Here is a 25,254-nt window from a genome sequence, read left to right as displayed (position 1 = left end):
TTGAGAAGGAGCACCTGTGTCAACTCCCCGACAGCGGTGGGGCGGTGCGCTGGCCGCACTGGCGCTGGCCGCCGCGGCCGCAGGCGCCGTCGCGACGCCGGCGACCGCGGCGACGACCGCCCCGCTCACCGGCTCTTACACGGTGACCACCGGTTCGACCGGCGGCTACGCCCACCCCGACGACACCCCGGCCGGCGGCTACCTCGACAAGGACGGCAGCTTCCACTTCCAGGAAGCCCACTCCCTCTACGGAGCGACCGACTCCCGGCAGTGGAGCTTCTACACGGGCAGCAACTTCGACACCGCCGCCCCCGACAGCACGCTGGACAACGCGGTCAACCCGGCCAACCCCAACGACCGCAACGGCGACACCACTTGGCGCTGCGACAACAGCCCCACCGGTCTGACGGCCACCAAGGCGCCGGCGGGTTCGGGGTACGCGCAGCCCAACTACTGCGACCTGTCGGGCGTCTGGGTGGATCCGGACACCGGCGACTGGTACGGACTGGTGCACAACGAGTTCACCCCGCAGCCGTTCGGCGACGGCCTCCACTTCGACGCGATCGACTACGCGGTCTCCACCGACCAGGGCCGCACCTGGACCATCAAGGACCATGTGATCACCTCGCCGTACAGCACCCAGCGCGGCGACAGCAACGCGTTCCCGGCCCAGACGTACTACTACGGCGATGGCGACCAGCGCCTGTTCGTCGACACCGCCTCCGGCTACTTCTACGTCTTCTACGGCTCCCGGATCGTCGACAAGAACGGCGGCTGGGGCGACTTCCTGGAACACGTCGCGCGGGCTCCGATCTCCGCCAAGATGGCGCCCGGGAGTTGGCAGAAGTGGTACGACGGCCAGTGGTCACAACCCGGGGTGGGTGGCCTGGAGAGCGACATGGTCCCTGCCGACGCCACCAACCCGAGCGGCTACCTGCCGCCGGCCCGGGAGTACGACCCGGCCACCCCCGGCACCATCAGCCAGCAGCTCGCGGCGGGCACACTCGCCCCGACCACCCCGCTGTTCGTCATGAACGTCAGCTACGACGCCTACCTCGGCCTGTACATCGGAGAGCCGCAGGCCGTCGACCAGAGTGGCAACGCCCCGCAGCAGATCTACGCCACCCGTGACCTCGCCACGCAGCAGTGGACGCTGCTCGGCGACACCGGCAGCTATCACACCGCCTCCTGGTACCGCTGGTTCCTGGACAGCACCAACCTGACCAACTCCACCATCGTCGGCCGGAGTTTCCGCTCCTACTGCGCGTTCGGCTGCTCCAACGGCGCGTCCGGCGAGTACGTGAACACCACCATCGACGCCACCGCGCCCGCCCCCGCGCCCTTCGACCCCGCCACCAGCTACCGGATCAGCAACGGCGACGGCCGGGTGCTGGCCCAGGTCTCCGGCAGCTCAGCCACCACCTCGCTGGCCGCACCCGCCGGTTCCGCGCTGGAGGCCTGGTCGTTCACGTCGGTCGGTGACGGCTCCTACCTGATCACCAATGCCGCCACCGGCGCGCACCTCGGCGTGGACGCCGGTGGCAACGCCGGGCGCGCCTGGGGCGCGACGCCGTCGGTCAGCAGCGGCAGCGGCGTCGGGCAGCAGTGGTTCATCGTTCCGGCCGGCGGCAACTACCGCCTGGTCAACCGGTACAGCGGTCTGGTACTCGGTCTGGGCGCCACCGGTGCACCGGCGGAGACGACGCCCGCCCGGTACTGGACCGACACCACCGGCTCGCCGGTCGGCGGCGGCCGCACCGCCGCCGCCCAAACGCTCACCGTGACCCCGGTCGGCAGCGTCTCCGGCGGCAACCTCAACGGCGCCCACATCCTGACCACTGGCGGCAAGGCGCTGGACGACCCCAACCACAGCACCACGGCCGGCACCCAACTGATCACCTGGACCGCCAACGGCGGCGCCAACCAGAGCTGGCAGTTCACCCAACAGACTGACGGAAGCTACCAGTTGACCAACGCCGAGTCGGGCTTGTGCGCCGACGTCAGCGGTGGTTCCACGGCGGCCGGCGCCAAGGTGATCCAGTGGCCCTGCACCGGCAACAGCAACCAGCACTGGAACCTCACCAGCCAACCCGACGGCAGCTACACCGTCACCTCGGTGAAGAGCGGCCTGCTGCTCACCACCGCGTCGACCGGTGACGGCTCACTGGTCACCCAACAGGCCGACAGCGGTTCGCCGTTGCAGCACTGGAGCGTTGACTGAGAGATGACGACGGCGGGCCCGCACGGCCCGCCGTCAGCCCACCCGCCACCGCGGGGGCCGGCCGTCGCGCCGACTCCCGCCCAGCGCAGGAGCGTCAGCTGTCCCCGGAAGCCTCGCGGGCGGCCTGCTCCACCCGGCCCAGATGGTCCCGCCACCAAGTCCCGTCCCGTTCCGGCATGCAGTCGTCAACGGCACGCTGACCGACCACGCCGTCGACGAGTTCGCGCACGATGTCGGCCTGACCGGCGTGACGCTGGCTCTCGGTGATCACATGGATCAGGATCCGCCTCAGCGGCAGTTGCAGCCGATCGCCCCAGGGCACGGTGCCGACCGCGTCCAGCGGCAACTCGGCGATGGTGGCGTCGGAGTGGATCCAGACGTCGCGGTAGCGGCCGAGAAGCTCCGCACTGGACTCGTCAGCGCGCGCCCAGAAATCCGAGTTGGCCTCGGCCGCGCCCGCGATCCACAGCCCTGGCGCCGCGAACGGCCGCCCGAACGCATCGCCGAAGTACACCGCCTCCGCACTGGTCATGTGCTTGACCAGACCCAGCAGGTTGGTGCCGGTGGGCGTCAGCGGCCGGCGCATGTCGTACTCCGAGAGGCCCTCCAGCTTCAACAGCAGTGCGTCGCGGGCGTCCTGGAGGTAGAGCCGGAGGTCGGCCTTCACGTCGGATTCAGTCATGCGGCAAGTCTGTCGGCGCGCCACCCGGTGTCCAGCTATTTATCTCCCGCGAACTGACGGCCCGTCAGTCAGTCGGTCGGCAAGCACGCCGCGTGCCGCCCTCACAACCGAACGCGATCGAACACGATCCACTGCGAGCTGCCACTCACCACCTCCTGACGCCGAACCAGCGCATACCCACATCTACCAGCCAGAACGCTCCCGCCCAGATCACGTTGCGCCACGTTTTCGCATCACAGAACGAAAATGCTGCGCAAACCGTTGTTCAGATCCGTTCGGTTGGCTACATTCCTCCTCGGCCGTCGGCACCCCGGACGGCCGTACCACTCGTGCCCCACCGCCGTTGCGGTGCACAGGCACGCTTCCAGGGAGGAACGACCCGAGTATGAGCGGTAGAGTCGTGGGCGAACCGAGTCGGCGCACGTTTCTGAGGGGGCTGAGTGCCGCGGCACTGGCCGCCGGCGGCGCCGGGGCGCTGGCCGCGTGCAGCGGTTCGAGCGGCAGCGGTGCGGTCACCGGCGGCACCGGCGAACCCTCGGGCTCGATCACGGTCTGGAGCTGGAAGAACCCGGCCGCCGAACTCAAGGCACTGATACCGGCATTCAACGCCGTCCACCCCAAGGTGCAGGTCAACGTCCAGGACATCGGCAACCCGGCGATCTGGGACAAGATCACCATCGCCATGGAGGCCGGCGGACAGGGCCTGGCCGATCTGCTGCACATCGGCGTGGACTACCTCCCGAGCTACATCGAGAAGTTCCCGAACGGCCTGGCAGATCTGAGCCAGCTCGGTGCGAACCAGTACGCCGACGCCTTCGCACCGGGCCTGTGGCAGACCGTTTCCCGCGGCAGCAAGGTCTACGCCCTACCCTGGGAGGCCAACGCCGCCGGCTTCTTCTTCCGGGCCGACCTGTTCAAGCAGGCCGGCGTGGATCCGAACACGCTGGCCACCTGGGACGACGTCATCGCCGCCGGCAAGAAGGTCAAGGCCGCCACCGGCGTCGGGCTGTTCGCCGTCGACAAGTCCGCCTCACAGGCCGACTCCGCGAACCTGCTGCAACTGCTGATGCAGCTCCAGGGCGTCTTCTACTTCAACCTTGACGGCAAGATCACCCTCAACTCCCCCGAGGCGGTCCGGGCGTTGACCCTGGTGAAGGAGATGAACGACGCCGGCCTGCTGGTCGACGTGCAGGGCTCCCCCGGCACCACCGGCTACGACACCGCGGTGAAGTCCGGCAAGGTGGCGGTCTGCCCCGACCCCGCCTGGTACGGCGGGTACCTGGAGACCCTGACCCCCGACACCAAGGGTGACTGGCAGCTGATCCTGCCGCCCGCCGTCACCCAGGGCGGATCCCGGTCGGCCATCGTCAACTCGACCCACCTGGCGGTCTCCGGCACCAGCAAGAACCAGCGCGCCGCCTTCGCCTTCGCCGAGTTCGCGCTCACCCGGCCGGACTCGCAGGTCTCCATCTTCAAGGCCAAGGGCATCTTCCCTGCCCTGCTCAAGGCCTATGACGACCCGGTCTTCCACCAGGCCGATCCGTTCTTCGGCGGTCAGAAGTACGCCGAGGTCTTCGTCGAGGAGCTCTCCAAGCCCTCCGCGCCCACCAACTACACCTCGGACTACGCCCGCGCGCTCAAGGCCGTGGATGACGCCCAGACCAAGGTGCTGCTCCAGGGCGCGGACCCGGCCACCGTGTTGCGGGCCGCCGCCACGCAGTTGGCCCAGCAGACCCGCAGGTCGCAGGCATGAGCCTGGCCCTGAGGGAGCGGTCGGGTGGGCGCGGCGAGGCGCCCACCCGACCGGCCGGCCCCGGGCGCCGCCCCGGCCGGAGCACCGCCCGCCTGGCCCCCTACCTCTTCATCCTGCCCGCCCTGGCCCTGTTCGCCGGGTTCCGGCTCTATCCCATCGGCTGGTCCTTCGTCCTCAGCCTGTACCACACCGAGGGGATGACGCAGAGCTGGACCGGCCTGGGCAACTACCAGCGGCTGATCCACGATCCGCTGTTCTGGAAGGCGCTGGGCAACACCGCGCTGATCCTGGTGGTCCAGGTGCCGGTGATGCTCTGCCTGGCGCTCGGCCTCTCGGTCGCGCTCAACTCCGCACTGCTGCGCTGGAAGCCGCTGTTCCGGCTGGGCTTCTTCCTGCCGGTGGTGACCGGCCTGGTCACCTACGGCCTGATGATGGGCGCCCTGCTCAACCAGGACTCCGGAGCGGTGAACTGGCTGCTCGGCCTGGTCGGACTGCCCGAAGTGCATTGGCTGACCGACCCGTTCTGGGCCAAGGTCTCCGTGATGCTGGCGCTCACCTGGCACTACACCGGCTACAACGCGGTGATCTACCTGGCCCGGCTACAGGGCATCCCGGATGAGCACTACGAGGCCGCCGCCGTTGACGGTGCGGGCGCCTGGCGCCGGTTCTGGCACATCACGCTGCCCGGTCTGCGTCCGGCCATGCTGCTCACCGTGGTTCTCTCCACCATCGGCACCCTGCAGTTGTTCGACGAGCCGTTCATCATGACCGGCGGCGGCCCGGACAACGCGACCACCACGATCGGCGTCTACCTGTACCAGACCGGCTTCCGATACTTCGACTTCGGCTACGCCTCGGCGATCGGCTACGCGCTGGTCCTGATCATCTCGGTCCTCGGCCTGATCCAGGTCAAGTTGGCCAAGGAGGAGGACTGATGGCCCGCACCGGCCCGGCCTTCCGTGCCACCACACGCGGCCAGGTGCTGCTGACCGGCTCACTGCTGGTGCTGCTGGCCTTCACGGTGGCACCGCTGTACTGGCTGCTGATCGCCAGCACCCACAACCAGCACGACATCTTCGGCCGGCCGCCCCGGCTGCTGCCCGGCGGTGAACTCGGCACCAACCTCACCCACCTGCAGACTTCGGTGGGCTTCGGCAGGGTGGTGATCAACTCCCTGCTGCTGGCCACCACTTACACCGTGCTGGGTGGGATCGTCTGCACCCTGGCGGGCTACGGCTTCGCCAAGTACCGGTTCCGCGGCCGCGGGTTCCTGTTCTCGGTGCTGCTGCTCGCCCTGGTGGTGCCGACCCAGCTGACCATCGTCCCGCTGTTCAAGCTGATGGTGAACCTGGGCTGGCTCAACACCTACCAGGCGGTGCTCCTGCCGAACCTGGCGCTCCCGTTCGGCATCTTCCTGATGCGCCAGTCGATGCGGGCGCTGCCGGACGAGCTGCTGCAGGCCGGACGGATCGACGGCTGCGGCGAGTTGGGCCTGTTCTTCCGGGTGGCGCTGCCCACCATGCGGCCCGCGCTGGCGGCCCTGGCGATGTACCTCTTCCTGTTCCAGTGGAACGACTTCCTCTGGCCGCTGGTCGCCCTGCGCGACCCGTCCTCGTACACCATCCCGGTCGCCCTGGCCGCGCTGACCGGCAGCTCCGACATCGACTACGGCCAGCTGCTGACCGGCACCGCCGTCGCGGCCGTGCCGATGGCCGTGCTGTTCCTCTTCCTCCAGAAGCACTTCGTCTCCGGGATGCTCGCCGGAGCCGTGAAGCAGTGACCCGGGCACCGTCAACCGACCCCGATCCAGGAAGGCCTCCCGTGGAGACCGGCTCCATCGACCTCACCGCGCTGCCCACCTTCACCCCGGACCAGTGGCACACCGGCTCTCACCGGCTGGAGCTGCACGGCGTGCGGGTCACCCTCCAAGCATTCTCCGCCGCAGCAGAGCTGACGGGAGATCAGGAGGAGGTCCTGATCACCGCCACCGAACCCGTGGACGCCACCCTCCGGTTGGACGTGCCGCTGGGCGATGCGGTCGGCTACTGGCACCCGAACGCCGGCTGGGCACGCACCCTGCCCGCGGACTGGTCGCCCTGGCGGGCGGTCTCCCTGATCGACTCCGCGCCGACCGGCTGCCTCTACGACGCCGACGGATCGGCATTGCTGGCCTTCGGGGCCGATCGCACCGCCGCGCAGACCGCGATCCGGTTCGGTGTCTCGGAGGAGGAGAAGCGCTTCGGGGTGTGGCTGCGCTGCCGGCTGACCGCGGGCGCCGCCCTGCGGGTGCGGCTCGCCGCGCCCGGCCAGAGCGTGGCGGGCGCGCTGCGCGAGCTGCGCGGCTGGTTCGCCGCGCTGCCCGGCGGTGCCCCGCTGCCCGTCCCGGAGTTCGGCCGCACCCCGGTCTACTCGACCTGGTACGCCTTCACCCAGGACGTCAACGCGGCCGCCGTCGAACGGGAGGCGGCGCTGGCCGCCGAGCTGGGCTGCGGCCAGCTGTTCCTGGACGACGGCTGGCAGCTGCACGCCAACGGCCGCGGCTACTCGGGCTGCGGTGACTGGCGGGCCGATCCGGCGAAGTTCCCCGACCTGCGCGCCCATGTCGAGACCGTGCGCGGCCTGGGTCTGCGCTACGTCGCCTGGATCGCCCCGCTGCTGCTCGGCGAGCGGTCGGCCGCCCACCAGCAGTTGGCCCGCTACGCCCCGGAGTACGACCGCGGCCTGGACTGCCGGATCCTCGACCCGCGCCACGCCGAGGTGCGCGAGCACATCGTGCGGACCTGCCGCGACGTGGTCGACTCCTACGGCCTGGACGGGCTGAAGGTCGACTTCCTGGACGAGGCCGGCACCTACTCCGGCGCACCCATCCCGGAGGAGCTCGGACCCGGCTACGTGCACGACGTCGGCCAGGCGATGGACCAGCTGCTCACCCGGCTGCGGGAGGAACTGCGGGCCCTGCGCGGCGACGAGTTCGTGATCGAGCTGCGCCAGCCGTACACCGGCCCGGCGATGACCGCGTTCGGCAACGCCCTGCGCGCGGTCGACTGCCCGGCCGACGCGCTCGCCAATCGGATCCGCACCCTGGACATCGGCCTGCTGGCACCCGGCGGCGCCGTCCACTCCGACATGCTGATGTGGGACCCGCAGGCCGCCCCGCAGGCCGTGGCCCGCCAGCTGCACGGCGCGCTGCACGCGGTGCCGCAGCTCTCCGCGCGGCTCTCCGAGCTGTCCGACTCGCACCGGGAGACCCTCACCTTCTGGCTGGGCGTCTGGCGCGAGCTGCGGCCGGCGCTCACCGGCGGCCACTACGAACCGGGCCGCCCCGATGAGCTCTACCCGCAGGTGACGGCCCGTCACGGCGGCCAGTGGGTGGTGACCAGCTACACCGACCGCCCGGCCGCGCTGTCCACCGACGGCTGGGACGAACTGGCCCTGATCAACGCCACCCCGGTCGGCCGCCTGCTGCTCGACGTCACCGGCGCGCCCCGGGCGGTGCGGCTGAGCGTCTTCGACGCCACCGGCCGCCCGCAGCCGCCGCTCACCCTCAAGCTCACGCCCGGCCTGCACACCGTGGCGGTGCCGCCCGGCGGGCTCTGCCGGGTCGCACCGGACGCGGGATGACATAGTTGCCGCCGATCAGGCAGCACAGGCAGCAACGCAATCGAGGGTGGCATGGAGCAGGAGAAGGTGAAGATCACCGAGGTCGCCGATCGCGCCGGCGTGAGCCTGGCGACCGTCAGCCGGGTTCTGAACCGCAAGAGCGGTGTTTCGCCGAAGACCCGGCAGCTGGTCGAACAGGCGCTTGACGAGCTCGGCTATGAGCGGAGCATCACCGGCGGCGGTGTGGTCGGGGTGATCACGCCGGGGCTGTCCACCCCGATCTTCAGCGTGCTGGCCGAGAAGATCGGGCTGGCCCTGGCCCCGCACGGGCTGCGCGCGGTGGTCTGCCCCGCCCTGCCGGGCGGGGTCCAGGAGCGGGACTTCCTCAAGTCGCTGCTCGATCTGGGCGCCACCGGCATCGTCTTCTGCTCCGCCAGCAACACCCTCAACCAGTTCGACCCCGAGGTGCTGCACCTGCTGGAGAGCCGGGCGGTGCCGTACGTCTGCATCAACGGCTGCTTCCAGGGCGGCCATTCGATCGCCTACTCCAGCGACGACGGCTACGCGGCCGAGTTGTCGGTGCGCCACCTGCACCAGCTCGGCCACACCCGGATCGGCATGGCCGCCGGACCGATGGGCAACCGGCCCGCCGACCGCCGGGTGGCCGGCTACCGGGCCGCCATGGCCGCGCTCGGCCTGGGCGAGCACGCCGAACTGGTGGTCCGTCAGACCTACTCGGTCGAGGGCGGCCAGTTCGCCACCGAGCGGCTGCTGCGCGACGGCTGCACCGCAGTGGTCGCCTGCAGCGATCAGATGGCACTCGGCGCGATCCGCGCCGTCCGCCGCCAGGGCCTGTCGGTCCCCGAGGACGTCTCGGTGATCGGCTATGACGACGGCCCGCTGATGGAGTTCACCGACCCGCCGCTGACCACCGTGCGCCAACCGGTGGACCGGCTGGCCACCGAGGTCGCACGCGGTCTGGTCGGTCTGCTGTCCGGGCGCCAAGTCCCGCCCGGCGAACTGATGTTCCAGCCCGAGGTCGTCGTGCGCGGCACGACCGGCCCCCACTTCGACCGGCGGCCGCCCAGCTGAGGCCGCCGGGGCACTCCCCCAACACCCCCTGTCGGAGGATCCCTTGCCGCACCCCACCCGCTCCCGCCTCCACCGCCGCGTCCACGCGCACCTCGGCCTGGTGTCGCTGGCCGCCGGCGCGGTCACCCTGCTACCGGTCGGCCAGGCCGCCGCCGCCGGCGATCCCGTGGTCTCCGGAAGCTCCTACTTCCTCGCCTCCGCCGCCACCGGCCAGTGCCTGGGCGGCAAGTGGGCCGCCACCGATCCCGGCACCCCGGTGGTGCAGCAACCCTGCCAGAACCTGCTGAACCAGCGCTGGCAGCTGACGGCGAACGGCAACGGCGGCTGGACCATCGCCGACCGGGCCGCCACCAACTCCTGCCTCAGCCTGCCGGGCACGACCTCCGGCACCACCCTGGTCGAGAACACCTGCGACGGCAGTGCCGGCCAGCAGTTCACGCTCACCGCCGGCAACGGCGGCACCGTGGTCCACCCGCAGAACAGCCCAGCACTCTGCCTTGATCTGCCGTATGGCACGTCCGCACCCAACACCCAGATCCAGCAGTGGAGTTGCAATGGCGGCAGCAACCAACTGTGGCTGCTGACCCGGGCCGACCCGCTGCAGTTCGCCAACTCCGGCTTCGAACAGGGCACCAGCGGCTGGACGTTCAGCGCGCACAGCGGCATCGCCGGCAACAACCCGCACCTCGGCAGCACCGCGGCCTACCTGGACGCCGGCACCGGCTACCAGGTCAGCCAGCGCGTCACCGCGCCGGAGGACGGCAGCTACGACGTCAGCGCCTGGATCGCCGGCGGCGCCGCGGGCGGCACGTTCAGCGTCCAGGTCAACGGCAGCACCGCGGCCACCCTGACGCTGCCCAACCAGTCGGTCTACGCCAAGTACACGCTGCCGCGCATCCAGGTGCACGCGGGAGACGCGGTGACCGTGGCGATCGGCTCCGCGCCCACCGGCTGGGTGAACGTCGACGACGTCTCGGTCGCCCAGTCCGCGCCGAACAACCCGCAGCTCAGCTCCGACAACGCCACCCTGGCCGCGCTCTTCAACTGGGCCAAGACCAAAGCCAACTCCTTCGCCAGCCAGCCCGGTTCGACCGGACCGATCAACGCGGACGAGAACAACACCGGCGGCACCGGGCAGGGCGTCTACAGCAACACCTACTGGGCCGGCTACCCGTTCCGCTCCGACTTCTACTCCCGGGACTTCTCCCACCAGGTGGCCGGAGCCCACCTGTTGGGCCTGGACGCGGACAACAAGACCATGCTGAAGGCGTTCGCCGCCTCCGCCACACCCGGGCAGAACTACGATCCCTACTGGTCCGTCAACTTCGACGCGAAGACGGCCGGCTCGATCGACTACAACAGCCCGACCGACTTCGTGCGGGAGCTGCCGGCGCCGTTCGAGCTGGCCCAGAAGGTCGACGACGCCTACCAGTGGACCGGCGACAGCGACTACCTCAACGACCCCACGCTCTCGACCTACGTGGCCAACACGGTGGGCCCGTTCATCGCCGGGCACACCGGCCCGCTCAACAACAACGGCGTGCCGATCGCCGAGGCCGGCAGCGGGGACATCTTCCAGGGGGTGGCCAGCTACAACGAGAACGGCGCCACCCTCGCCGAGTCGGGCGACTCGATCGGCTCGCAGTACCAGGCCTACCTGGCGGCAGCCGCACTGGCCACCGCCAAGGGCGACACCGCGGACGCCACCAAGTACACCAACCTGGCGACCACGCTGAAGAACTACTACAACAACGGGTGGAGCGGGAACCCCAACAACTGGAACACCGTGGTGCGGGCCTACAGCACCAGCGGCACCGCCTTCACCGACTGGGGCAAGGAGAACTCCTGGTTCATGCCGCTCAAGGGCATCATGAACCCGGGCTACCGGGAGACCAACTACCTCAACTTCATCGACGGCCAGGCCTCCGGGACGGGCGCGCCGAGCAACCTCGAAGCGGACACCTACCTGCCGGACGTCTTCTTCGCCCACAACATGAGCGCCACCGGCTGGAAGTGGATGCAGTACGTCTACAACAACGTCAACAACCAGCACTCCGGTGGGTTCCTCAACAGCGACTACCCCGAAGTCTCCTTCACCCTGCTGAGCCAGACCGTGCAGGGCCTGATGGGCGTCCAGCCGAACGCCGCCGCGAACGCCCTCACCACGCACGCCGAACTCCCGGGCGACATCGGCTACCTGCAGCTGACCTCGATCCCGATCGGCTCGCACACGGTCACGCTGCGCCATGACGGCCTCACCAAGTCGACCCTGACCAACAGCTCCGGCTCCGGCGCCCTCACCTGGACGGCGCAGTTCACCGGCGGGCACAGCGGGATCACCGTCAACGGCGTCGCGCAGCCCGTGCAGACCACCACCGTCGACGGCAACACCTACAGCTACGCGACGGTGACCGTCCCGGCCGGCCAGACCGCGGTGGTCCAGGTCACCGGCTGATCCTCCCCGCATCCGAGCCCGTGCCCGCCGTCGACCACTGCTCTGCCCGGCGGCGGGCACGGGCTCCCGCGCTGATCCGCAACCCCTGCGGACCGAGCCTCCCCGGCTTCCTGCTCTGGCAGTCCACCTACGTCGGGAGGCACTTCTCGACGCCCACCGGCCCGCCTTCCGCCGCGTCGACTTCCTGCGCGCGCTGCGTTCCTACGCCAACCGCGAGCGCCGGTACGGCAGGTGAGGCCCCGGCGGGACCGCCTGGCCGGCGCGTGCCGCCGAGGTCGTGCCGGTCCGGCCGCCGATCGCCGCCGCCGTGCGCCGCCCGGGCTGACTTCGCATAGTCCGGCGCTGTTCGAAGAGCTCCGGCGGGGTGTCCGGGCCGGGCGGTGTCGTACGGATCCGCCACCGCAGGGGAGACCCTGCGCCGACCGCCCGCGCCGTCGGCGCCCCGCGCTCCTCCCGTTGGCCCGAGCACTGACTCAAGCGTCAACACGCCGTCAGGACACGCCGGTTCCACGGTTCAGGCCGCGTCAGGACCGACCCGCACCGACCCGGCCCGGACTGACGTCGCCGCGGCACCCGGGCCGCACCCGCTCACCCGGCCGGACGCTCGCCATTGCCCTTTCGGGCAATGGCCCACCTTCCCTGCGCGGCCGCTCGAAGGGTCGCCACCCCTCCCGGCTCCCAAGCGCTGAACCCTGCCGGTCGGATTGACCGTCTACTCTGACAGCCAGTCAACTCCGTTACACGCTGGGAGGTAATGATCATGAAGATCGCTGTTCTTGGCACCGGTGAGGTCGGCCGTCGCCTCGCGAGCGCCTTCGTGGCCAACGGGCACCAGGTCACCCTGGGCTCGCGCACGGCGGACAACACCACCGCCGCGCAGTGGGCCGCCGAACAGGGCGGCTCGCACGGCACCTTCGCCCAGGCCGCGGCCGACGCGGAGCTGGTGGTCAACGCGACTCTCGGCCTCGTCTCCCTCGACGCGCTGATCGCCGCCGGCGCGGAGAACCTGGACGGCAAGGTGGTGGTGGACGTCTCCAACCCGCTGGACTTCTCGGCGGGCTTCCCGCCCAGCATCCTCCAGAAGGACGGCCTGAGCCTGGCCGAGCAGATCCAGCGGGCCTTCCCCGGCGCGCGGGTGGTGAAGACCCTCAACACCATGAACAACGCGGTGATGGTCCAGCCGAGCCTGGTCCCCGGCCACCACAACGTCTTCGTCAGCGGCGACGACGCCGACGCCAAGGCCTTGGTGTCCGACCTGCTCCGGGAGTTCGGCTGGAGCACGGCCCAGATCATCGACCTGGGCGACCTGTCCACCGCGGGCGGCACCGAGCTGGTCCTGCCGCTCTGGATCCGGTTGTACGGCAAGCTGGGCGACACGCCGTTCAACTTCGCCGTGGTCACCGCGTGACCGCTGTGAGGGCCTGACCGCCACGGGCTGATCACCGGCCGGGCGGTGTGTGCAACCCCTGACTGCACACCCCGCCCGGCCGCGCTCAGCCCCGGTCGAGCGCCCGCATTTCGGTCAGCACGTCCAGCAGCGGCTCCTGGTCGGCGCCGTCGGGACCGCTGACGCAGAGGCGGTCGACCAGGCCGGCGTACCGCCGCCGGATCTCCCGGGCGACCTCGGCCGGCGTCCCGGCCACCGCGAAGGCGGCCAGGACCTCGTCGTCGACGAGTTCGCCCATCTCCCTCCACCGCCCCCGCACCGACATGGGGTGCAGCCGGTCGTGCAGCTCGCCCCAGCCGTGGGTCTCGAGTACGGCCCGGTAGGCAGGGGTAGAGGCGTAGAAGGCGATCCGCTCGCGGATCAGGCGGAGATTCTCGGTGAACTCCCGCTCGGTGCGGCCGGTAGCGGTCAGCACATGGCCGACCACCTCGAACGGGCGGGCGGTCCACGGAGCCTGCTCGGCCTCCGCCTTGCCACGTGCTGCCCGCAGCCTCGGCAGCACCGTGCCGCGCAGGTACTCGGTCGTGGTGAACGGGTGGCTGAGGAACCCGTCGGCCATCGCGCCGGCCGCCTCGGTCATCAGCGGTCCCACGCCGGCCAGCAGGATCGGCGGGGTGCCCTGCGGGATCGGGTCGGGGGCGAAGACCGGGGTCATCACGGTGTGGCGGTAGAACTCGCCGCGGAACGCCAGCCGTTCACCGGTCTGCCAGCTGTGCCAGATCGCCCGGACGGCGGCTACGAACTCTCGCATCCGCGCGGCCGGACGGTCCCAGGGCATCCCGAAGCGTCGCTCGACGTGCGTCCTGACCTGCGAGCCCAGTCCGATCACCGCCCGCCCGCCGGAAGCCTCGTGCAACCCCCAGGCCTCGTAGGCGAGGGTCATCGGGGTGCGGGCGAAGGCGATGGCGACGCCGGTGGCGAGTTCGATCGACTCGGTGCGGTCGGCGGCGCGGGCGAGTGGGAGGAACGGGTTGTACGAGGTCTCCGACAAGCTGATCCGGTCCAGGCCGCGGCGCTCGGCGGCCACGGCCAGCGCAAGCCCCTCGGCGGGGCCACCGGCGGCGGTGACGTCCAGGCGCAGGGGTGCATCGGTCATGTGGTTCTCCCGAGGGCGGCGGATCATGGCAGGCAAGCCTATCCGGGTGGCGCTCCTGTCTCGCGAGAGGCCGCCGCCGCTCCCCGGACCGGGCGCGATCGACGGGCATCCGGCGTCAACGGCACCCGACGGCCTGTCGGCGCCGCGGCGGCGTCAGCGGCTGCGAAGCTGGGTAGGGCGGGAGTCGAGTAGCGGTCTCCCCGGAGCCGACGGAACGGAGCCATGGCCACCACGTCCACGATCCCGCCCAAGAAGGCGTCCGCGATCCCGACGGCACCCGGCGCGCTGCCCGTGCTCGGACACGCCCTGCAACTGCTGCGCGACCCGCTGGACTTCGTCTGTGGGCTGGCGCGGTACGGCGAGCTGGTCCGAGTGCGGCTGGGCAACCACCCGGTGGTCGTGGTGTGCGATCCGGAACTCACCCGCCGGCTGCTGCTGGACGACCGGACCTTCGACAAGGTCGGCCCGATCTACCAGCGCTCCCGTGACGTGGTGGGCACCGGGCTGGCCGGCTGCCCGCACAGCGGCCACCGGCGCCAACGGCGGCTCTGCCAGCCGTCGTTCCATCCGCACCGGATCCCGGAGTACGCCCCGCACTTCACGGCTGCGGCCGAACACCGCATGGCCTCCTGGCAGGATGGCCAAGTCATCGACGTCAGCGGCGAGTTGATGACCATGACGATGCGCAGCTCGGTGGCGGCCATGTTCGCCGCCGAAATCCCGCACCGGGTGGAGCGGTTGCTGCTGGCTGACCTCACGACGCTGCTCAACGGCTCGTTCCGGCAGATCATCAGCCCCACCGTGCTCAACCGACTGCCGACCCGGGCCAACCGGCGTTACCAGCTCGCAACCGAGCGGTTCGGCAGGACACTTCGGGAGATCATCGACCACCGCCGCACCGATCGCACCGGTCCGAGCGACCTGCTCGCCAGCCTACTGGGTGCCGTGGCCCCGGAGGACCCGGACGGCCGCCCGGTGCTGACCGACCAGGAGATCAGCGACCAGCTGCGGACGTTCTTCGTCGCCGGGACGGAGACCACGGCCGCCACGCTGGGCTGGGCGCTCCATCTGCTCTCCCGTCACCCCCGAGTGCAGTCCACGCTGCAGGCCGAGGCCGACGCGGTGCTGGGCGGCTCGCCGCCGACCGCGGCCGATCTCCCGGCACTGCGGACCACGGCGAACGTGGTCACCGAGACCCTGCGCATCTACCCGCCGGCCTGGATGCTCACCCGGGAGACCACCCGGCCCGTGGTACTCGGCGGCCACGCGTTCCCTACGGCCTCCACGGTCGCCTGGAGCCCGTACCTGCTCCACCACCGCGCCGACTTCTACCCCGAGCCCGAACGCTTCGACCCGCAGCGCTGGTCGGACCGCAAGCCCGACCGCACCACCTTCATTCCGTTCGGCGGCGGTCCCCGCAAGTGCATCGGCGATCAGTTCGCACTGACGCAGGCCACCCTGGCGCTCGCCGCGCTCGCGGCCCGCTGGCGGTTCACGCCGGTGGCGGGCCCGCCGGTGAAGCCGGTCGCCAAGAGCACCCTGACGCCGCGGGGGCTGCGACTTCGGGTCAACCGGCGCTGACAGCCGGCCTGCGGCAGCCTTCCTTGAGTTGGCGGCGCTCTGCCGGCTCGCGGCGCTCTGGCGAGTGGCGGCGCTCTGCCGGTTGGTGGCCTTCCGCGAGGTGGCGGGCGCCCGCGGGTCTGCGGTTCCCTACGGCGTCGTGGCCACCTGCGGGTCCGCGGCCTGCGCGAAGAGCCGTTCCGCCGCCGCGACGGCCTGCGCCAGCGCCGCCGGGTCCGGCGTCAGGGAGCACAGCACCTCGTCGAGCCCGCGCAGGCCGGCCCGGTGCAGCAGCCGCTTATCGTTGGTGACCCACTCCCCCCGTGCCGCCAGGATCCCGTGCGCCGTCTGGGCCGCCGCCACGGCCAGCGCGCCCGCCAGCTCGGTGACCTGCCCGCCCTTCGGGTAGGCGGCCTTGGCGTACCCCAGGGTCAGTGCGGCCCGGCCGTGCCACTCCTTGGCGGCGGCGTGGCGCAGCATCTCCGGGTAGTCGGGGCGCGGCAGGCTCCCGTGCAGCACCCGGTTGACGGCGAGTTCGGCGAGCAGCAGGTAGCTCGGGATGCCGGCGAGGTGGAACAGCAGCGGCTCGATGTGGAACCGGCCGTCCTGGCTCTCCGCCAGAACTCGTTCGACGTCGTCGAGGTCGCGGTAGTGCACGTCGACCCGGCGGCCGTCGACGGTGAGCCAGGCACCGCCGTTGAACACACCGCCGCCCCAGCCGCCGATTTCCGAGACCTCGCCGGGCCAGCCCAGGGCGCGCAGGTCGACGGGGTCGAACGGGCCGCGGTAGTAGACGGCCACGTCCCAGTCGCTTGCCGGGGTGTGGGTGCCCTGGGCCCGGGAGCCGCCGAGGGCGACGGCCCGTACGGTGGGCAGGGCGGCCAGCCGCTCGGTGAGGTGCGCCAGGAACCGCTCGTCGGTCATGACTCGGCGCCTTTCCTGTCGTCCGGTTCCGTCTCGTCCGCCGCGGGCGCCGCTGCCTGGCCCGCCGCAGGCGTCCCTGCCTCGTCCGCCGTGGGCGCGCCGAACCGGGCCAGGTAGTGCCACACCTTCTTCAAGGCCTGCGGGTCGTGGCGTCCGGTGCGGGCCGCGTCACCGAGGATTCGCGGGTCCAGCATGCCGTCCTGGGCGATCTCCTCCGCCAGTGCCACGTATTCGGGGCCGCGGAAGTCGGGGTAGCGGCGCAGCGCGGCCGCCGCGATCCGCCATCCCGGGTGCCACTCCACCGGACAGGGCAGCCGGCGGGCCGCTGCCTCGACCTCGGTACCGCGGTGACTCGGGTCCAGCACCAGCGCGGTGACATCGCGGTCGAACCGGACCGGGCCGTGCACCTGGGCCTCGATGTAGTCGTCCAGCACGTCCCGCCGGTCGGCTTCGGCCAGCGCGATCAGACCCATCCGTGCCGCCACCCCGAAGTCGGTGGGTTCGGTGAAGCTGTCCGGGTAGCAGAAGGTGGTGCGCTCCAGGGTCTCGGGCGTCAGGCGGAAGTGCGCGGACCCGAAGCGCGGCGCGGCGCCGTACGGCCGGTGACGGAAGTTCAGCGCTCCGTAGACGGGGCGGTGCTGGGGCGCGGTCGCGTCATAGGCCTCATTGAAGATCCGGCTCTCCCAGCGCCAGCGGTCGCCGCCGGGGAAGGCGCTCAGCCCGCCGTTGCTGGTGCCGGTGGTGAACTGCGAGTGGTAGACCCCGTCCGCCGCCATCCGGGCCAGGATCGGCGCACCGCCGCTCCACCGGTCGGGGTGGAAGTTGAGAGTCACCCGCAGCCGTCGGTCCAGTGGTGGCCCGACGGCGAGCCCCGCGACATGCCGCAGCGCACGCTCCGCGGGTGTCACACCCAGTGCCGAGTCAGCAGTCATGGCCGGCATTGTGCCTGACCGTGATCCTCAGCCGCCACCGGATTGCCGGCTCGTTCCGATCGGTCGTCAGATGATCGTTCTGGGCGGGCATCCGGGTGCGAATTCGGTGAAGCCGCACTGAGCGGGCCGGAGCGCGGGAAGGAGCCGGAGCATGCCCTTCGCACGCAGCGAGCCGCTCACGGCGGCGACGGTGAAGCAGTGGCTGCGGCAGCCGGTGGTCGACCAGGCCATCCGGGCCACCGCCGCGGCCACCATCTCCTACATCGTGGCCGTGCACCTGAGCAACCAGCCCGCCCCGCTCACCGCCCCGCTGACCGCACTGCTGGTGGTGCAGGTGACCGTCTACTCGACGCTCACCACCAGCATCCGCCGGATCGCCGCGGTGGTCACCGGGGTGCTGATCGCGATCCTGTTCAGCGCGGTGGTCGGGCTGTCCTGGTGGAGCCTGGCGCTGATCATCGCGGCCTCGCTGATGATCGGTCACCTGGTGCGGGTCGACGAGTTCGTCAGCGAGGTGGCGATCAGCGCGATGCTGATCCTCGGCGTCACCCGGGTGCAGACCCAGGCCTGGGACCGGGTCCTGGAGACCCTGATCGGCGCGGTGGTCGGGCTGCTCTTCAACCTGGTGCTCGCGCCACCGGTCTGGGTGGACACCGCCGGTGAGTCCATCGAGGACCTGGCCCGCCGGGCCCGCCACCTGCTGCTGCAGATCGCCGAGGAGCTCGGCCGTCCGGCCCCGGTGGCCCGCGTGGCCGCCCGACTGCACGAGGCCCGCGAACTCGACCAGGCGATCGCCGAGGTCGACGCCGCCCTCCGCCAGGCCGAGGACAGCCTCCGCTTCAACCCCCGGATCCGGGAGGGCCTGCTCTCCCGCATCGTGCTGCGCACCGGCCTGGACACCCTGGAGATCTGCGTCGTGGTGGTCCGCGTCCTGGCCCGCTCGCTCACCGACCTCGCCAAGCGGCGCGGCCAGGGCGAGCAACTGCTGGCGCCCGACCTGGCCCTCGGCATGGAGGAACTGCTCGACCACCTGGGCGGTGCACTGGTCAGCTTCGCCGTCATGGTGACCGACCAGGTGGGCCGCAACGCCGAGGAGGCCGAGGACCGCCTCATCTCCGACCTCGCCGCCGCCTGGACCATCCGGGACCACCTCGCCCAGCAGATGCTGCGCCGCATCCAGGAGCACCCGCTGGCCTGGCAGCTCCACGGCTCCCTGCTCGCCGAAGTCGACCGCATCCTGGACGAACTCGACCTGGAACACCGAACCCGTCGGCTGATGGAAGAACTCGACCGCGCCGCCGTGGCCAACGGCTCCCCCTTGGAGCGCCTGGGCGTCGCGGGGCGCCTCGCGGAGCGGGTGACGCGGGCGGTGCGGGGGCGGCGGTGACGGGACGCGCGTGGTGAGCTGGAGAGCCGGGCGGGCGGTCGGCGGGCGAGGGGCGGTCGGCAGTCACGCTCTCCGGACGCTCGGGAGCCACTGGTCGCGCGGCGTCCGGCGCCGCTCGCGGCGACTGCCGACCCGCGCCCGGGTGGCGTAGGCGGCGGAGACCTCGGCGGTCTGCTGGCTCCACCCGGTGCCGGCCGTGACGTCGAAGACGCCGATGTAGCCGCCGGACAGGAGTTGGAGCGGCTGCTTGATCTGGTCCCGGTAGTCGAACCGAGTGGTGGCGGCGGTTCGGCTCGGCTGGAACCAGGCGGGATAGACGAAGTCGCTGACCTGGGTGCCGCCGATGGGGTACGCGTACTCGTCGGCCTCACACGCGTCGCACACCTCCATGGCGTACAGCGTGCCGCTGCCGGCGTTCGGTTGGTTGAAGACCACGAGGTTGATCTCCGGATCGCCGAGCATCTCCAGCAGTTCGTGACTGGTCGTCACGGTCCAGTTCTCGCCGTACGTCCGGTCGGTACCGGCGAAGACCTTGCCGATCGGCAGGTAGTTCGCGGTCAGGTCGTGGTACCCGAGGGCGCCGGCCTGGTCGGAGTCGTCCAGCACCACGAGCCACCATGCGTCGTCGGAGAGCGCGCTGGACGCGACGAACGACAGGTCCGCGTCGACTCCCCAGACCGGGGCGAAGTGGTCGTGGACCTGGGTCTGCAGGGCCGGGACGGCCGCGCTCACCTGGCTGTCGGTGAGCGTCTTGCTCTCATTGGTGACTTCGATCTTTATGTCGGACATCGCCCCCCTGGAGACGATTACGGGACATACGTATCTCATACGGATACTTCGGACATATCGCTTGTATACTTACAAGCCTCCGCTCCACCCCGGCGGGCGTCAAGGCCCCGGGGGGAGACCGTAAAAGCAGCCCAGGAGGCAGCCGTGGGAAGCGACCGGTTCCCCGACCCGCCGGCCGGACGGGCCAGGTTGAGCAGGCCACGAGTCCTCCGCGCGGCGATCGACCTGGTCGACCGCGAGGGACTGGCCGCGCTCACCATGCGCAGTCTGGCCACCGACCTCGGCGTGGAGCCGATGGCGCTCTACCGCTACGCCGACGGCAAGCAGGCGCTCCTCGACGGCATGGTGGAGGCCTTCTACGCCGAGGTGAACGACCTGCTCCGCGCCGATGCCGAGGTACCGCCGCCGAGCACCGACGAGGCCGGCGACGGCGGGTGGCGAGCGGCACTGCACCGCATCGCCCGGGCCTTCTGCCAGGTGGCCGACGCCCACCCCGCGGTGTTCCCCCTGGTGGCGACCCGGCCACTTAGCCTCCCGCTGGCCCGTCGGCCCCTCCCCATGCTCCAGCTCAACGAGCAGGTCCTGGCGCTGCTGGACCGCGCCGGACTGGATGACCGCGCCACCCTGCGCCTCTACCGCGCGGTGGTCGGCTGGGTGATCGGCTACCTGCTGGTCGACAAGCGACAGGTGATCGACAACCCCGAAGAGCCAGAGCCGCTGCTCCGCCTCGGCCTGCACCGCCTGCCCGCCGAGCAGTACCCCCGCCTGCGCGCGCTCGCCGCACTGCTGGTCGAGCACGATCCGGAGGCGGAGCTCGCAGCCGGGCTGGACATCCTGCTGGACCGGCTCGGCGGGTGAGACGTCGCCAGGGGGTTCGCGGGGTGTGCGGGCGCTGCAAGATGCTCACCAAGTGAGCGAGATCATCTTGCTGTCGGATCCGGGGGTCGCGGCCATTCCCGTAGGCGAGTGCGGCGAACGGCTCGTGGGCGTCCGACAGGGCGCGAGGGCGCAGCACGCGAGTGCCGTGCTGCGCCCTGTGCTCCAGGGAGGTTCGGGCTTCGGGTCTCAGCCGGCCGTCGCCGGCCCCTTCGTGGCCGGCGGCAGGTCCTTGAGGCGGCTGACCGGGGAGAGCACCAGGCCGATGACCACGACGGCGGAGCCGACGGCGGCCACGGTCAGCGCGCCGCGGGCGCCGAGTTGCGCGGTGAGCAGGCCGGCCGACAGGCCGCCCAGGGAGCCACCGCCGAACAGCAGGGTCCGGAACGCCGCGGTCATCCGCCCCATCATCGACTGCGGCGTCACGGCCTGGCGGAGGCTGACGATGATGACCCCGGCGACCCCGAGACCGAGGTAGGTGGTGAAGAAGGAGAGGATGAAGATCCCGATCATCACCGGTCGCGGCCCGGCGGCAGCGGGGATCAGGCTCGGGCCGAGCAGGAGGGCGGACTGGGCGACCAGGTAGACCCGGCCGAGCGGGAACCGCGCGATGACCTTTCGCGAGATCAGGGCGCCGATCAGACCGCCGATGGAGGCGATCGCGAAGACGGTGCCGAGGACCGTCGAGCCGAGGTGGAGGTCGTGGGTGCCGTAGAGCAGGAACATCGTCCACACGGTGATCATCGAGAAGTTGCAGCAGAAGCCGATCAGCGCGAGGGCCCGCAGCACGCCGTCCCGCATGACCCAGCCCAGACCCTCCCGGAGCTCGCGCCACAGGTGCCGCTCGGCGGCCGGCTCGGGGCGCGGCTCGGGTGTGCGGATCAGCAGCAGTGAGACGACGGAAACCAGGTACGAGCAGGCGTCGACGACCAGGGCGACCGGGGCGCTGAGCGCCGACACCAGGACACCCGCCAGGCCCGGCCCGGCCACGTCGGCGGCGGAGGAGCTGGCGCCCATCTTGGCGCTGGCCTCGACGTAGTGCTCGGGGCTCTTCACCAGCACCGGCACGTACGACATCCAGCTCACGTCGAACACCACCGACGCGATGCCGACCGTGCAGGCGATCGTCATCAGCACGGGCAGGTTGAGCCCGTGCCACCAGTAGAGCAGCGGGACGAGACCGAGCAGGACCAGCCGCACCAGGTTGGCGCCCAGCATGACCGGCCGCCGGCGGGCGCGGTCGGTCCAGACGCCGATCGGCAGGGCGAGGCAGAGGTAGGGGACGAGTTGCAGGAACCGCAGCAGCCCGACCTGCTCGTCGGTCGCGCCGAACGCGCCGATGGCGGTGAGCGGGAGCGCGAGGTTGGTCACCTGGGTGCCGAGCAGCGAGACCGTCTCGCCGAGCCAGAATCTGAGGAAGTCGCCGTTGCGCCACAGGCTCGGTGGCGGTGGCGCGCTCGTCGCGACCGAGCTCCCGGCCGTGGCCGCGGTAGTGCTCGTGGTCGTGTTCGTGGTGGCCGTGGTCGCGGCCTGGGACGGTGAGACCTGGGTCATCGGGCGCTCCTCGCCAGCTCGGCGACGGCACCGGCCACCGCGTCGACCTCGTCCTCGGTGTTGTAGTAGTGCGGCGACAGCCGCAGGCACCACTCGATCTCCTTGTCGGAGAAGTCGAACTGAGCGAACTCCCGGTAGCTGAGCGCCGAGTTGATGCTGCGGGCGTCCATCGCCGCCTTGAACGGCTCCGCCTCCCAGCCGTCGATCGCGAAGGTGACCAGCGCGGCGGGAGCGGGTCCCCGGTCCAGCGTCCGGACTCCGGGGATGGCGGCCAGTTGCTCGCGCAGCCGCCCGGCCAGGGCGGGGGTGCGCTGGGCGACCGGCTCCAGGCCGACCCGCAGCGCGTAGCGGACGGCGGCGGCGCAGCCGAGCACGGTGGCGTACGGGAACTCCCACTCCTCGAACCGGGCGGCCGTGTCGACCGGACGGTAGTAGCCGGGAGCGGTCCAGCGGGCGCCGTGCATGTCGATGAACAGCGGCTCGTAACCGGCCTGGAGCACCCGGTCGGAGACGTACAGGAAGCCCGAACCGCGCGGGCCGCGCAGGAACTTGCGGCAGGTCGCGGTGAGCAGGTCGCAGCCGATCTCCTCGACGTCGATCGGGTACTGGCCCACCGACTGGCAGGCGTCGACCAGGTACAGCAGGTCGAGTTCCCGGCAGTGCCGGCCGATCTCGGCGACCGGCTGCACCAAGCCCGAGTTGGTGGGCACGTGCGTGACGGCGACCAGGCGCGGGCGGTGGGCGCGCATCAGCGCGACCATCGCGTCGACGTCGACTCCGCTGCCGTCCGGGTGGTCGGGGGCGTGCACCACCCTGACGCCGTGGCGCTTGCGCAGGGCGAGGAACGCGATCTGGTTGGAGATGAAGTCGTTGCGGGTGGTGAGGATGACGTCGCCGGGCCGGAAGTCGATCGCCGAGAGGGCCTTGGTGTAGGCGTGGGTCGCGCTCGCCGCGAAGGCGATGTTGCCGGCGCGGGCGCCCAGCAGCTCGGCGAGCGAGGCGTAGAAGTCGGCGACCTCGCCGGCGCGGGCGGCCGAGGCCTCGTAGCCGCCGATGGCGGCCTCCAGGGTCAGGTGGTCGAGCATCGTCTGCAGCACCGGACGGGCCATCAGGCCGCAGCCGGCGTTGTTGAAGTGGACCACCGCCTCGCACCCCGGGGTGTCGGCCCGCAGGGCGTCGAGGTCGAGAAGCAGTTCCGAGCTGGAGGCGAAAGCGCTATTCTTATTCTTCATGTCTGACAGTAGCAGTACTGAGACCCTTGTGGCGATCCTCCGCACCGAGATCGCTCGCCTCGCCCCGGGCGATCGCCTGCCCAGCAGCCGCGACCTGATCACGCGTCACGGAGTCGGCCCGGTCACCGTCTCCCGCGCGATCGCCCTGCTGGCCGCCGAGGGCGCGGTCGTCACCCGCCCGGGCAGCGGTACGTACGTCGCCACTCGGCGACCGCAGGCCGCCGGCGAACCGGACACCTCCTGGCAGGCGGTCGCCCTGGCCGGTCGCCATGTCCCGCCGGAGCGGCCCGACGACCAGTCAGCCACCGTGCCGGCCGGCGCCATCGCACTGTCCGGCGGCTACCTGCACGAGAGCCTGCAGCCCACCCGGTTGCTCGGCGGCGCCCTGGCCCGCGCGGCCCGCCGCCCCGACGCCTGGCACCGCGCTCCGGCGGCGGGCCTGTCGACGCTGCGCAGCGTCTTCGCCCGGCAGGCCGGCGGCGACGTCGACCCCGAGGACGTCCTGGTGACCGGAGGCGGGCAGGGAGCGCTGTCCATGCTGTTCCGGGCCATCACCTCGCCCGGCAACCCGGTCCTGGTCGAGTCGCCGACCTACCCCGGTGCGCTCGCCGCCGCGCGCTCCGCCGGGCTGCAACCGGTGCCCGTGCCGATGGACGAGCACGGGCTGCGCCCCGACCTGCTCGCCGACGCCTTCGCCATGACCGGCGCCCGGGTGCTCTACTGCCAGCCGACCTTCCACAACCCCACCGGCACCGTGCTCTCCCCCGAGCGGCGCCGGCAGGTCGTCGAGGTGGCTCGCGCCGCCGGGGCCTTCCTCATCGAGGACGACTTCGCCCGCCATCTCGGCCACGGCCGGCCGGTGCCACGCCCGTTGGTCGCCGACGACCGCGACGGCACCGTCATCCACCTCACCTCGCTGACCAAGCCCGCCTCACCCAGTCTGCGGATCGGCGCCGTCGTCGCCCGGGGCCCGGTCATGCGGCGCCTGCTCGGCATGCGACGGGTCGACGACTTCTTCATCGCCCGCCCCCTCCAGGAAGCGGCGGTCGAACTGCTCAGCACCCCCGCGTGGGAGCGCCACCTGCGCGCCCTGGCCGGCGCCCTGCAGCACCGCTGTGCCGTCCTCGCCGGTGCCCTGGCCCGCGAACTGCCGGACTGGGCCCTCCTGCACGTCCCCGAGGGCGGCCTGCACCTGTGGCTGCGGCTGCCGCCCGGTCTCACGGAGGCAGCCGTCGCGGAAGCGTCCCCAGCGCACCGGATCACCGTCAATCTCGGCTACCACCACTTCCCCGCGGAACCGCCCGCCGCCCACCTGCGGCTGGGCTTCGCCGCCGCAGCCGAACCCGCCGACCTCGCCGAGGCCGCCGCCCGCCTGGCCGCCGCGACCCGCGGCCTCCCCCCCGACGGGCAGCTGACGTCGCGCCCACGCTGGCGGCCCACCGGCTGACGGACGGCCACGCAGCGCGGGGCAGCAGACGCCCGTGGCACAGCGGATAGGTCCCCGGCCACGGGCGGCATCCGGTGGGCCTGTCCGCGTGCCCGCTCCGGAGTTCGGCGCCGCACCGCGCAGCGAGCGCTCCGGGTCCTCCGGAGGCGGGCTGCTGCCCGGGCACGGCGTCCGGGGGCGCGGTCGTGAGGACGGCCCGGGAGCGCG

19 protein-coding genes are annotated in these 25,254 nt (G+C 71.4%); 12 read left to right on the top strand and 7 right to left on the bottom strand.

Annotation, left to right across the window (positions count from 1 at the left end; genetic code table 11):
• The first annotated feature begins 16 nt into the window (after positions 1 to 16).
• Positions 17 to 2,221, top strand: coding sequence for an RICIN domain-containing protein (locus LN042_RS03840; protein WP_230048364.1), 2,205 nt, complete (start codon positions 17 to 19; stop codon positions 2,219 to 2,221).
• Positions 2,222 to 2,315: 94 nt separating this feature from the next.
• Here LN042_RS03840 and LN042_RS03835 read toward each other — a convergent pair whose 3' ends face one another.
• Complete coding sequence (locus LN042_RS03835) at positions 2,316 to 2,903, bottom strand: DinB family protein (protein WP_230048362.1); 588 nt, start codon at positions 2,901 to 2,903, stop codon at positions 2,316 to 2,318.
• A 385-nt stretch (positions 2,904 to 3,288) separates the two neighbouring features.
• Between LN042_RS03835 and LN042_RS03830 the strand changes: the two genes are divergently transcribed.
• The 7 genes from LN042_RS03830 (at position 3,289) to LN042_RS03795 (ending at position 13,211) form a co-directional block, all read left to right on the top strand.
• Entirely contained in the window at positions 3,289 to 4,656 is a 1,368-nt protein-coding gene (locus LN042_RS03830) for an ABC transporter substrate-binding protein (protein ID WP_230048360.1), read from the top strand.
• Positions 4,653 to 5,591, top strand: a complete 939-nt coding sequence (locus LN042_RS03825) for a carbohydrate ABC transporter permease (RefSeq protein ID WP_230048358.1) — start codon at positions 4,653 to 4,655, stop codon at positions 5,589 to 5,591. The genes LN042_RS03830 and LN042_RS03825 overlap by 4 nt, the downstream gene beginning before the upstream one ends.
• The gene (locus tag LN042_RS03820; RefSeq protein ID WP_230048356.1) at positions 5,591 to 6,436 is read left to right on the top strand and encodes a carbohydrate ABC transporter permease; all 846 of its coding nucleotides are present in this window, start codon (positions 5,591 to 5,593) and stop codon (positions 6,434 to 6,436) included. The genes LN042_RS03825 and LN042_RS03820 overlap by 1 nt, the downstream gene beginning before the upstream one ends.
• A gap of 41 nt (positions 6,437 to 6,477) precedes the next feature.
• The gene (locus tag LN042_RS03815) at positions 6,478 to 8,277 is read left to right on the top strand and encodes a glycoside hydrolase family 36 protein (RefSeq protein WP_230048354.1); all 1,800 of its coding nucleotides are present in this window, start codon (positions 6,478 to 6,480) and stop codon (positions 8,275 to 8,277) included.
• Between the two features lie 51 nt (positions 8,278 to 8,328).
• Positions 8,329 to 9,348, top strand: a complete 1,020-nt coding sequence (locus LN042_RS03810) for a LacI family DNA-binding transcriptional regulator (RefSeq protein WP_230048353.1) — start codon at positions 8,329 to 8,331, stop codon at positions 9,346 to 9,348.
• 43 nt (positions 9,349 to 9,391) lie between these two features.
• Positions 9,392 to 11,803, top strand: coding sequence for an RICIN domain-containing protein (locus LN042_RS03805; RefSeq protein ID WP_230048351.1), 2,412 nt, complete (start codon positions 9,392 to 9,394; stop codon positions 11,801 to 11,803).
• A gap of 760 nt (positions 11,804 to 12,563) precedes the next feature.
• Complete coding sequence (locus tag LN042_RS03795) at positions 12,564 to 13,211, top strand: NADPH-dependent F420 reductase (RefSeq protein ID WP_230048349.1); 648 nt, start codon at positions 12,564 to 12,566, stop codon at positions 13,209 to 13,211.
• 85 nt (positions 13,212 to 13,296) lie between these two features.
• Here the strand turns inward: LN042_RS03795 and LN042_RS03790 are convergent, their stop codons facing one another.
• Positions 13,297 to 14,346, bottom strand: a complete 1,050-nt coding sequence (locus LN042_RS03790; RefSeq protein ID WP_230048348.1) for a TIGR03617 family F420-dependent LLM class oxidoreductase — start codon at positions 14,344 to 14,346, stop codon at positions 13,297 to 13,299.
• Positions 14,347 to 14,568: 222 nt separating this feature from the next.
• Here LN042_RS03790 and LN042_RS03785 point away from each other — a divergent pair, with 222 nt between their 5' ends.
• Complete coding sequence (locus LN042_RS03785) at positions 14,569 to 15,927, top strand: cytochrome P450 (RefSeq protein ID WP_230048346.1); 1,359 nt, start codon at positions 14,569 to 14,571, stop codon at positions 15,925 to 15,927.
• 129 nt (positions 15,928 to 16,056) lie between these two features.
• Here LN042_RS03785 and LN042_RS03780 read toward each other — a convergent pair whose 3' ends face one another.
• Positions 16,057 to 16,830: a nucleotidyltransferase domain-containing protein gene (locus LN042_RS03780; RefSeq protein ID WP_230048344.1), complete on the bottom strand. Its 774-nt coding sequence runs from the start codon at positions 16,828 to 16,830 to the stop codon at positions 16,057 to 16,059.
• Positions 16,827 to 17,762, bottom strand: a complete 936-nt coding sequence (locus LN042_RS03775) for a DUF3626 domain-containing protein (RefSeq protein WP_230048342.1) — start codon at positions 17,760 to 17,762, stop codon at positions 16,827 to 16,829. The genes LN042_RS03780 and LN042_RS03775 overlap by 4 nt, the downstream gene beginning before the upstream one ends.
• Before the next feature lie 151 nt (positions 17,763 to 17,913).
• Here LN042_RS03775 and LN042_RS03770 point away from each other — a divergent pair, with 151 nt between their 5' ends.
• Positions 17,914 to 19,149: an FUSC family protein gene (locus LN042_RS03770; RefSeq protein WP_230048340.1), complete on the top strand. Its 1,236-nt coding sequence runs from the start codon at positions 17,914 to 17,916 to the stop codon at positions 19,147 to 19,149.
• Between the two features lie 63 nt (positions 19,150 to 19,212).
• On the opposite strand, the gene LN042_RS03765 is transcribed toward LN042_RS03770, so the two are convergent.
• Positions 19,213 to 19,938, bottom strand: coding sequence for a hypothetical protein (locus LN042_RS03765; RefSeq protein ID WP_230048338.1), 726 nt, complete (start codon positions 19,936 to 19,938; stop codon positions 19,213 to 19,215).
• A 144-nt stretch (positions 19,939 to 20,082) separates the two neighbouring features.
• Here LN042_RS03765 and LN042_RS03760 point away from each other — a divergent pair, with 144 nt between their 5' ends.
• Positions 20,083 to 20,796 (top strand): TetR/AcrR family transcriptional regulator, encoded by a 714-nt coding sequence (locus LN042_RS03760; RefSeq protein WP_230048337.1) that lies wholly within the window; start codon positions 20,083 to 20,085, stop codon positions 20,794 to 20,796.
• A gap of 207 nt (positions 20,797 to 21,003) precedes the next feature.
• On the opposite strand, the gene LN042_RS03755 is transcribed toward LN042_RS03760, so the two are convergent.
• Together LN042_RS03755 and LN042_RS03750 are read right to left on the bottom strand one after the other, a co-directional pair.
• Positions 21,004 to 22,368, bottom strand: a complete 1,365-nt coding sequence (locus LN042_RS03755; protein ID WP_230048335.1) for an MFS transporter — start codon at positions 22,366 to 22,368, stop codon at positions 21,004 to 21,006.
• Positions 22,365 to 23,600, bottom strand: coding sequence for an aminotransferase class V-fold PLP-dependent enzyme (locus LN042_RS03750; RefSeq protein WP_230048334.1), 1,236 nt, complete (start codon positions 23,598 to 23,600; stop codon positions 22,365 to 22,367). The genes LN042_RS03755 and LN042_RS03750 overlap by 4 nt, the downstream gene beginning before the upstream one ends.
• On the opposite strand from LN042_RS03750, the gene LN042_RS03745 reads away from it, so the two are divergent.
• Positions 23,599 to 25,047, top strand: coding sequence for an aminotransferase-like domain-containing protein (locus tag LN042_RS03745; protein ID WP_230048332.1), 1,449 nt, complete (start codon positions 23,599 to 23,601; stop codon positions 25,045 to 25,047). The two genes, LN042_RS03750 and LN042_RS03745, sit on opposite strands and share 2 nt — an antisense overlap.
• The last annotated feature ends 207 nt before the right edge of the window (positions 25,048 to 25,254 follow it).

The organism is Kitasatospora humi (assembly GCF_020907985.1).
Classification (GTDB): domain Bacteria; phylum Actinomycetota; class Actinomycetes; order Streptomycetales; family Streptomycetaceae; genus Kitasatospora; species Kitasatospora humi.
The sequence above is the reverse complement of the archived record's forward strand: the minus strand, read 5'-3'. Positions and strand labels throughout refer to the sequence as shown.

Excerpts from the sequence above, each read along its gene's own strand:
- LN042_RS03750 (WP_230048334.1), bottom strand. The coding sequence starts at position 23,600 with ATGAAGAATAAGAATAGCGCTTTCGCCTCCAGCTCGGAACTGCTTCTC.
- LN042_RS03820 (WP_230048356.1), top strand. The coding sequence starts at position 5,591 with ATGGCCCGCACCGGCCCGGCCTTCCGTGCCACCACACGCGGCCAGGTG.
- LN042_RS03765 (WP_230048338.1), bottom strand. The coding sequence starts at position 19,938 with ATGTCCGACATAAAGATCGAAGTCACCAATGAGAGCAAGACGCTCACC.
- LN042_RS03795 (WP_230048349.1), top strand. The coding sequence starts at position 12,564 with ATGAAGATCGCTGTTCTTGGCACCGGTGAGGTCGGCCGTCGCCTCGCG.
- LN042_RS03770 (WP_230048340.1), top strand. The coding sequence starts at position 17,914 with ATGCCCTTCGCACGCAGCGAGCCGCTCACGGCGGCGACGGTGAAGCAG.
- LN042_RS03745 (WP_230048332.1), top strand. The coding sequence starts at position 23,599 with ATGTCTGACAGTAGCAGTACTGAGACCCTTGTGGCGATCCTCCGCACC.
- LN042_RS03825 (WP_230048358.1), top strand. The coding sequence starts at position 4,653 with ATGAGCCTGGCCCTGAGGGAGCGGTCGGGTGGGCGCGGCGAGGCGCCC.
- LN042_RS03780 (WP_230048344.1), bottom strand. The coding sequence starts at position 16,830 with ATGACCGACGAGCGGTTCCTGGCGCACCTCACCGAGCGGCTGGCCGCC.
- LN042_RS03755 (WP_230048335.1), bottom strand. The coding sequence starts at position 22,368 with ATGACCCAGGTCTCACCGTCCCAGGCCGCGACCACGGCCACCACGAAC.
- LN042_RS03775 (WP_230048342.1), bottom strand. The coding sequence starts at position 17,762 with ATGACTGCTGACTCGGCACTGGGTGTGACACCCGCGGAGCGTGCGCTG.
- LN042_RS03790 (WP_230048348.1), bottom strand. The coding sequence starts at position 14,346 with ATGACCGATGCACCCCTGCGCCTGGACGTCACCGCCGCCGGTGGCCCC.
- LN042_RS03830 (WP_230048360.1), top strand. The coding sequence starts at position 3,289 with ATGAGCGGTAGAGTCGTGGGCGAACCGAGTCGGCGCACGTTTCTGAGG.
- LN042_RS03810 (WP_230048353.1), top strand. The coding sequence starts at position 8,329 with ATGGAGCAGGAGAAGGTGAAGATCACCGAGGTCGCCGATCGCGCCGGC.
- LN042_RS03835 (WP_230048362.1), bottom strand. The coding sequence starts at position 2,903 with ATGACTGAATCCGACGTGAAGGCCGACCTCCGGCTCTACCTCCAGGAC.
- LN042_RS03785 (WP_230048346.1), top strand. The coding sequence starts at position 14,569 with ATGGCCACCACGTCCACGATCCCGCCCAAGAAGGCGTCCGCGATCCCG.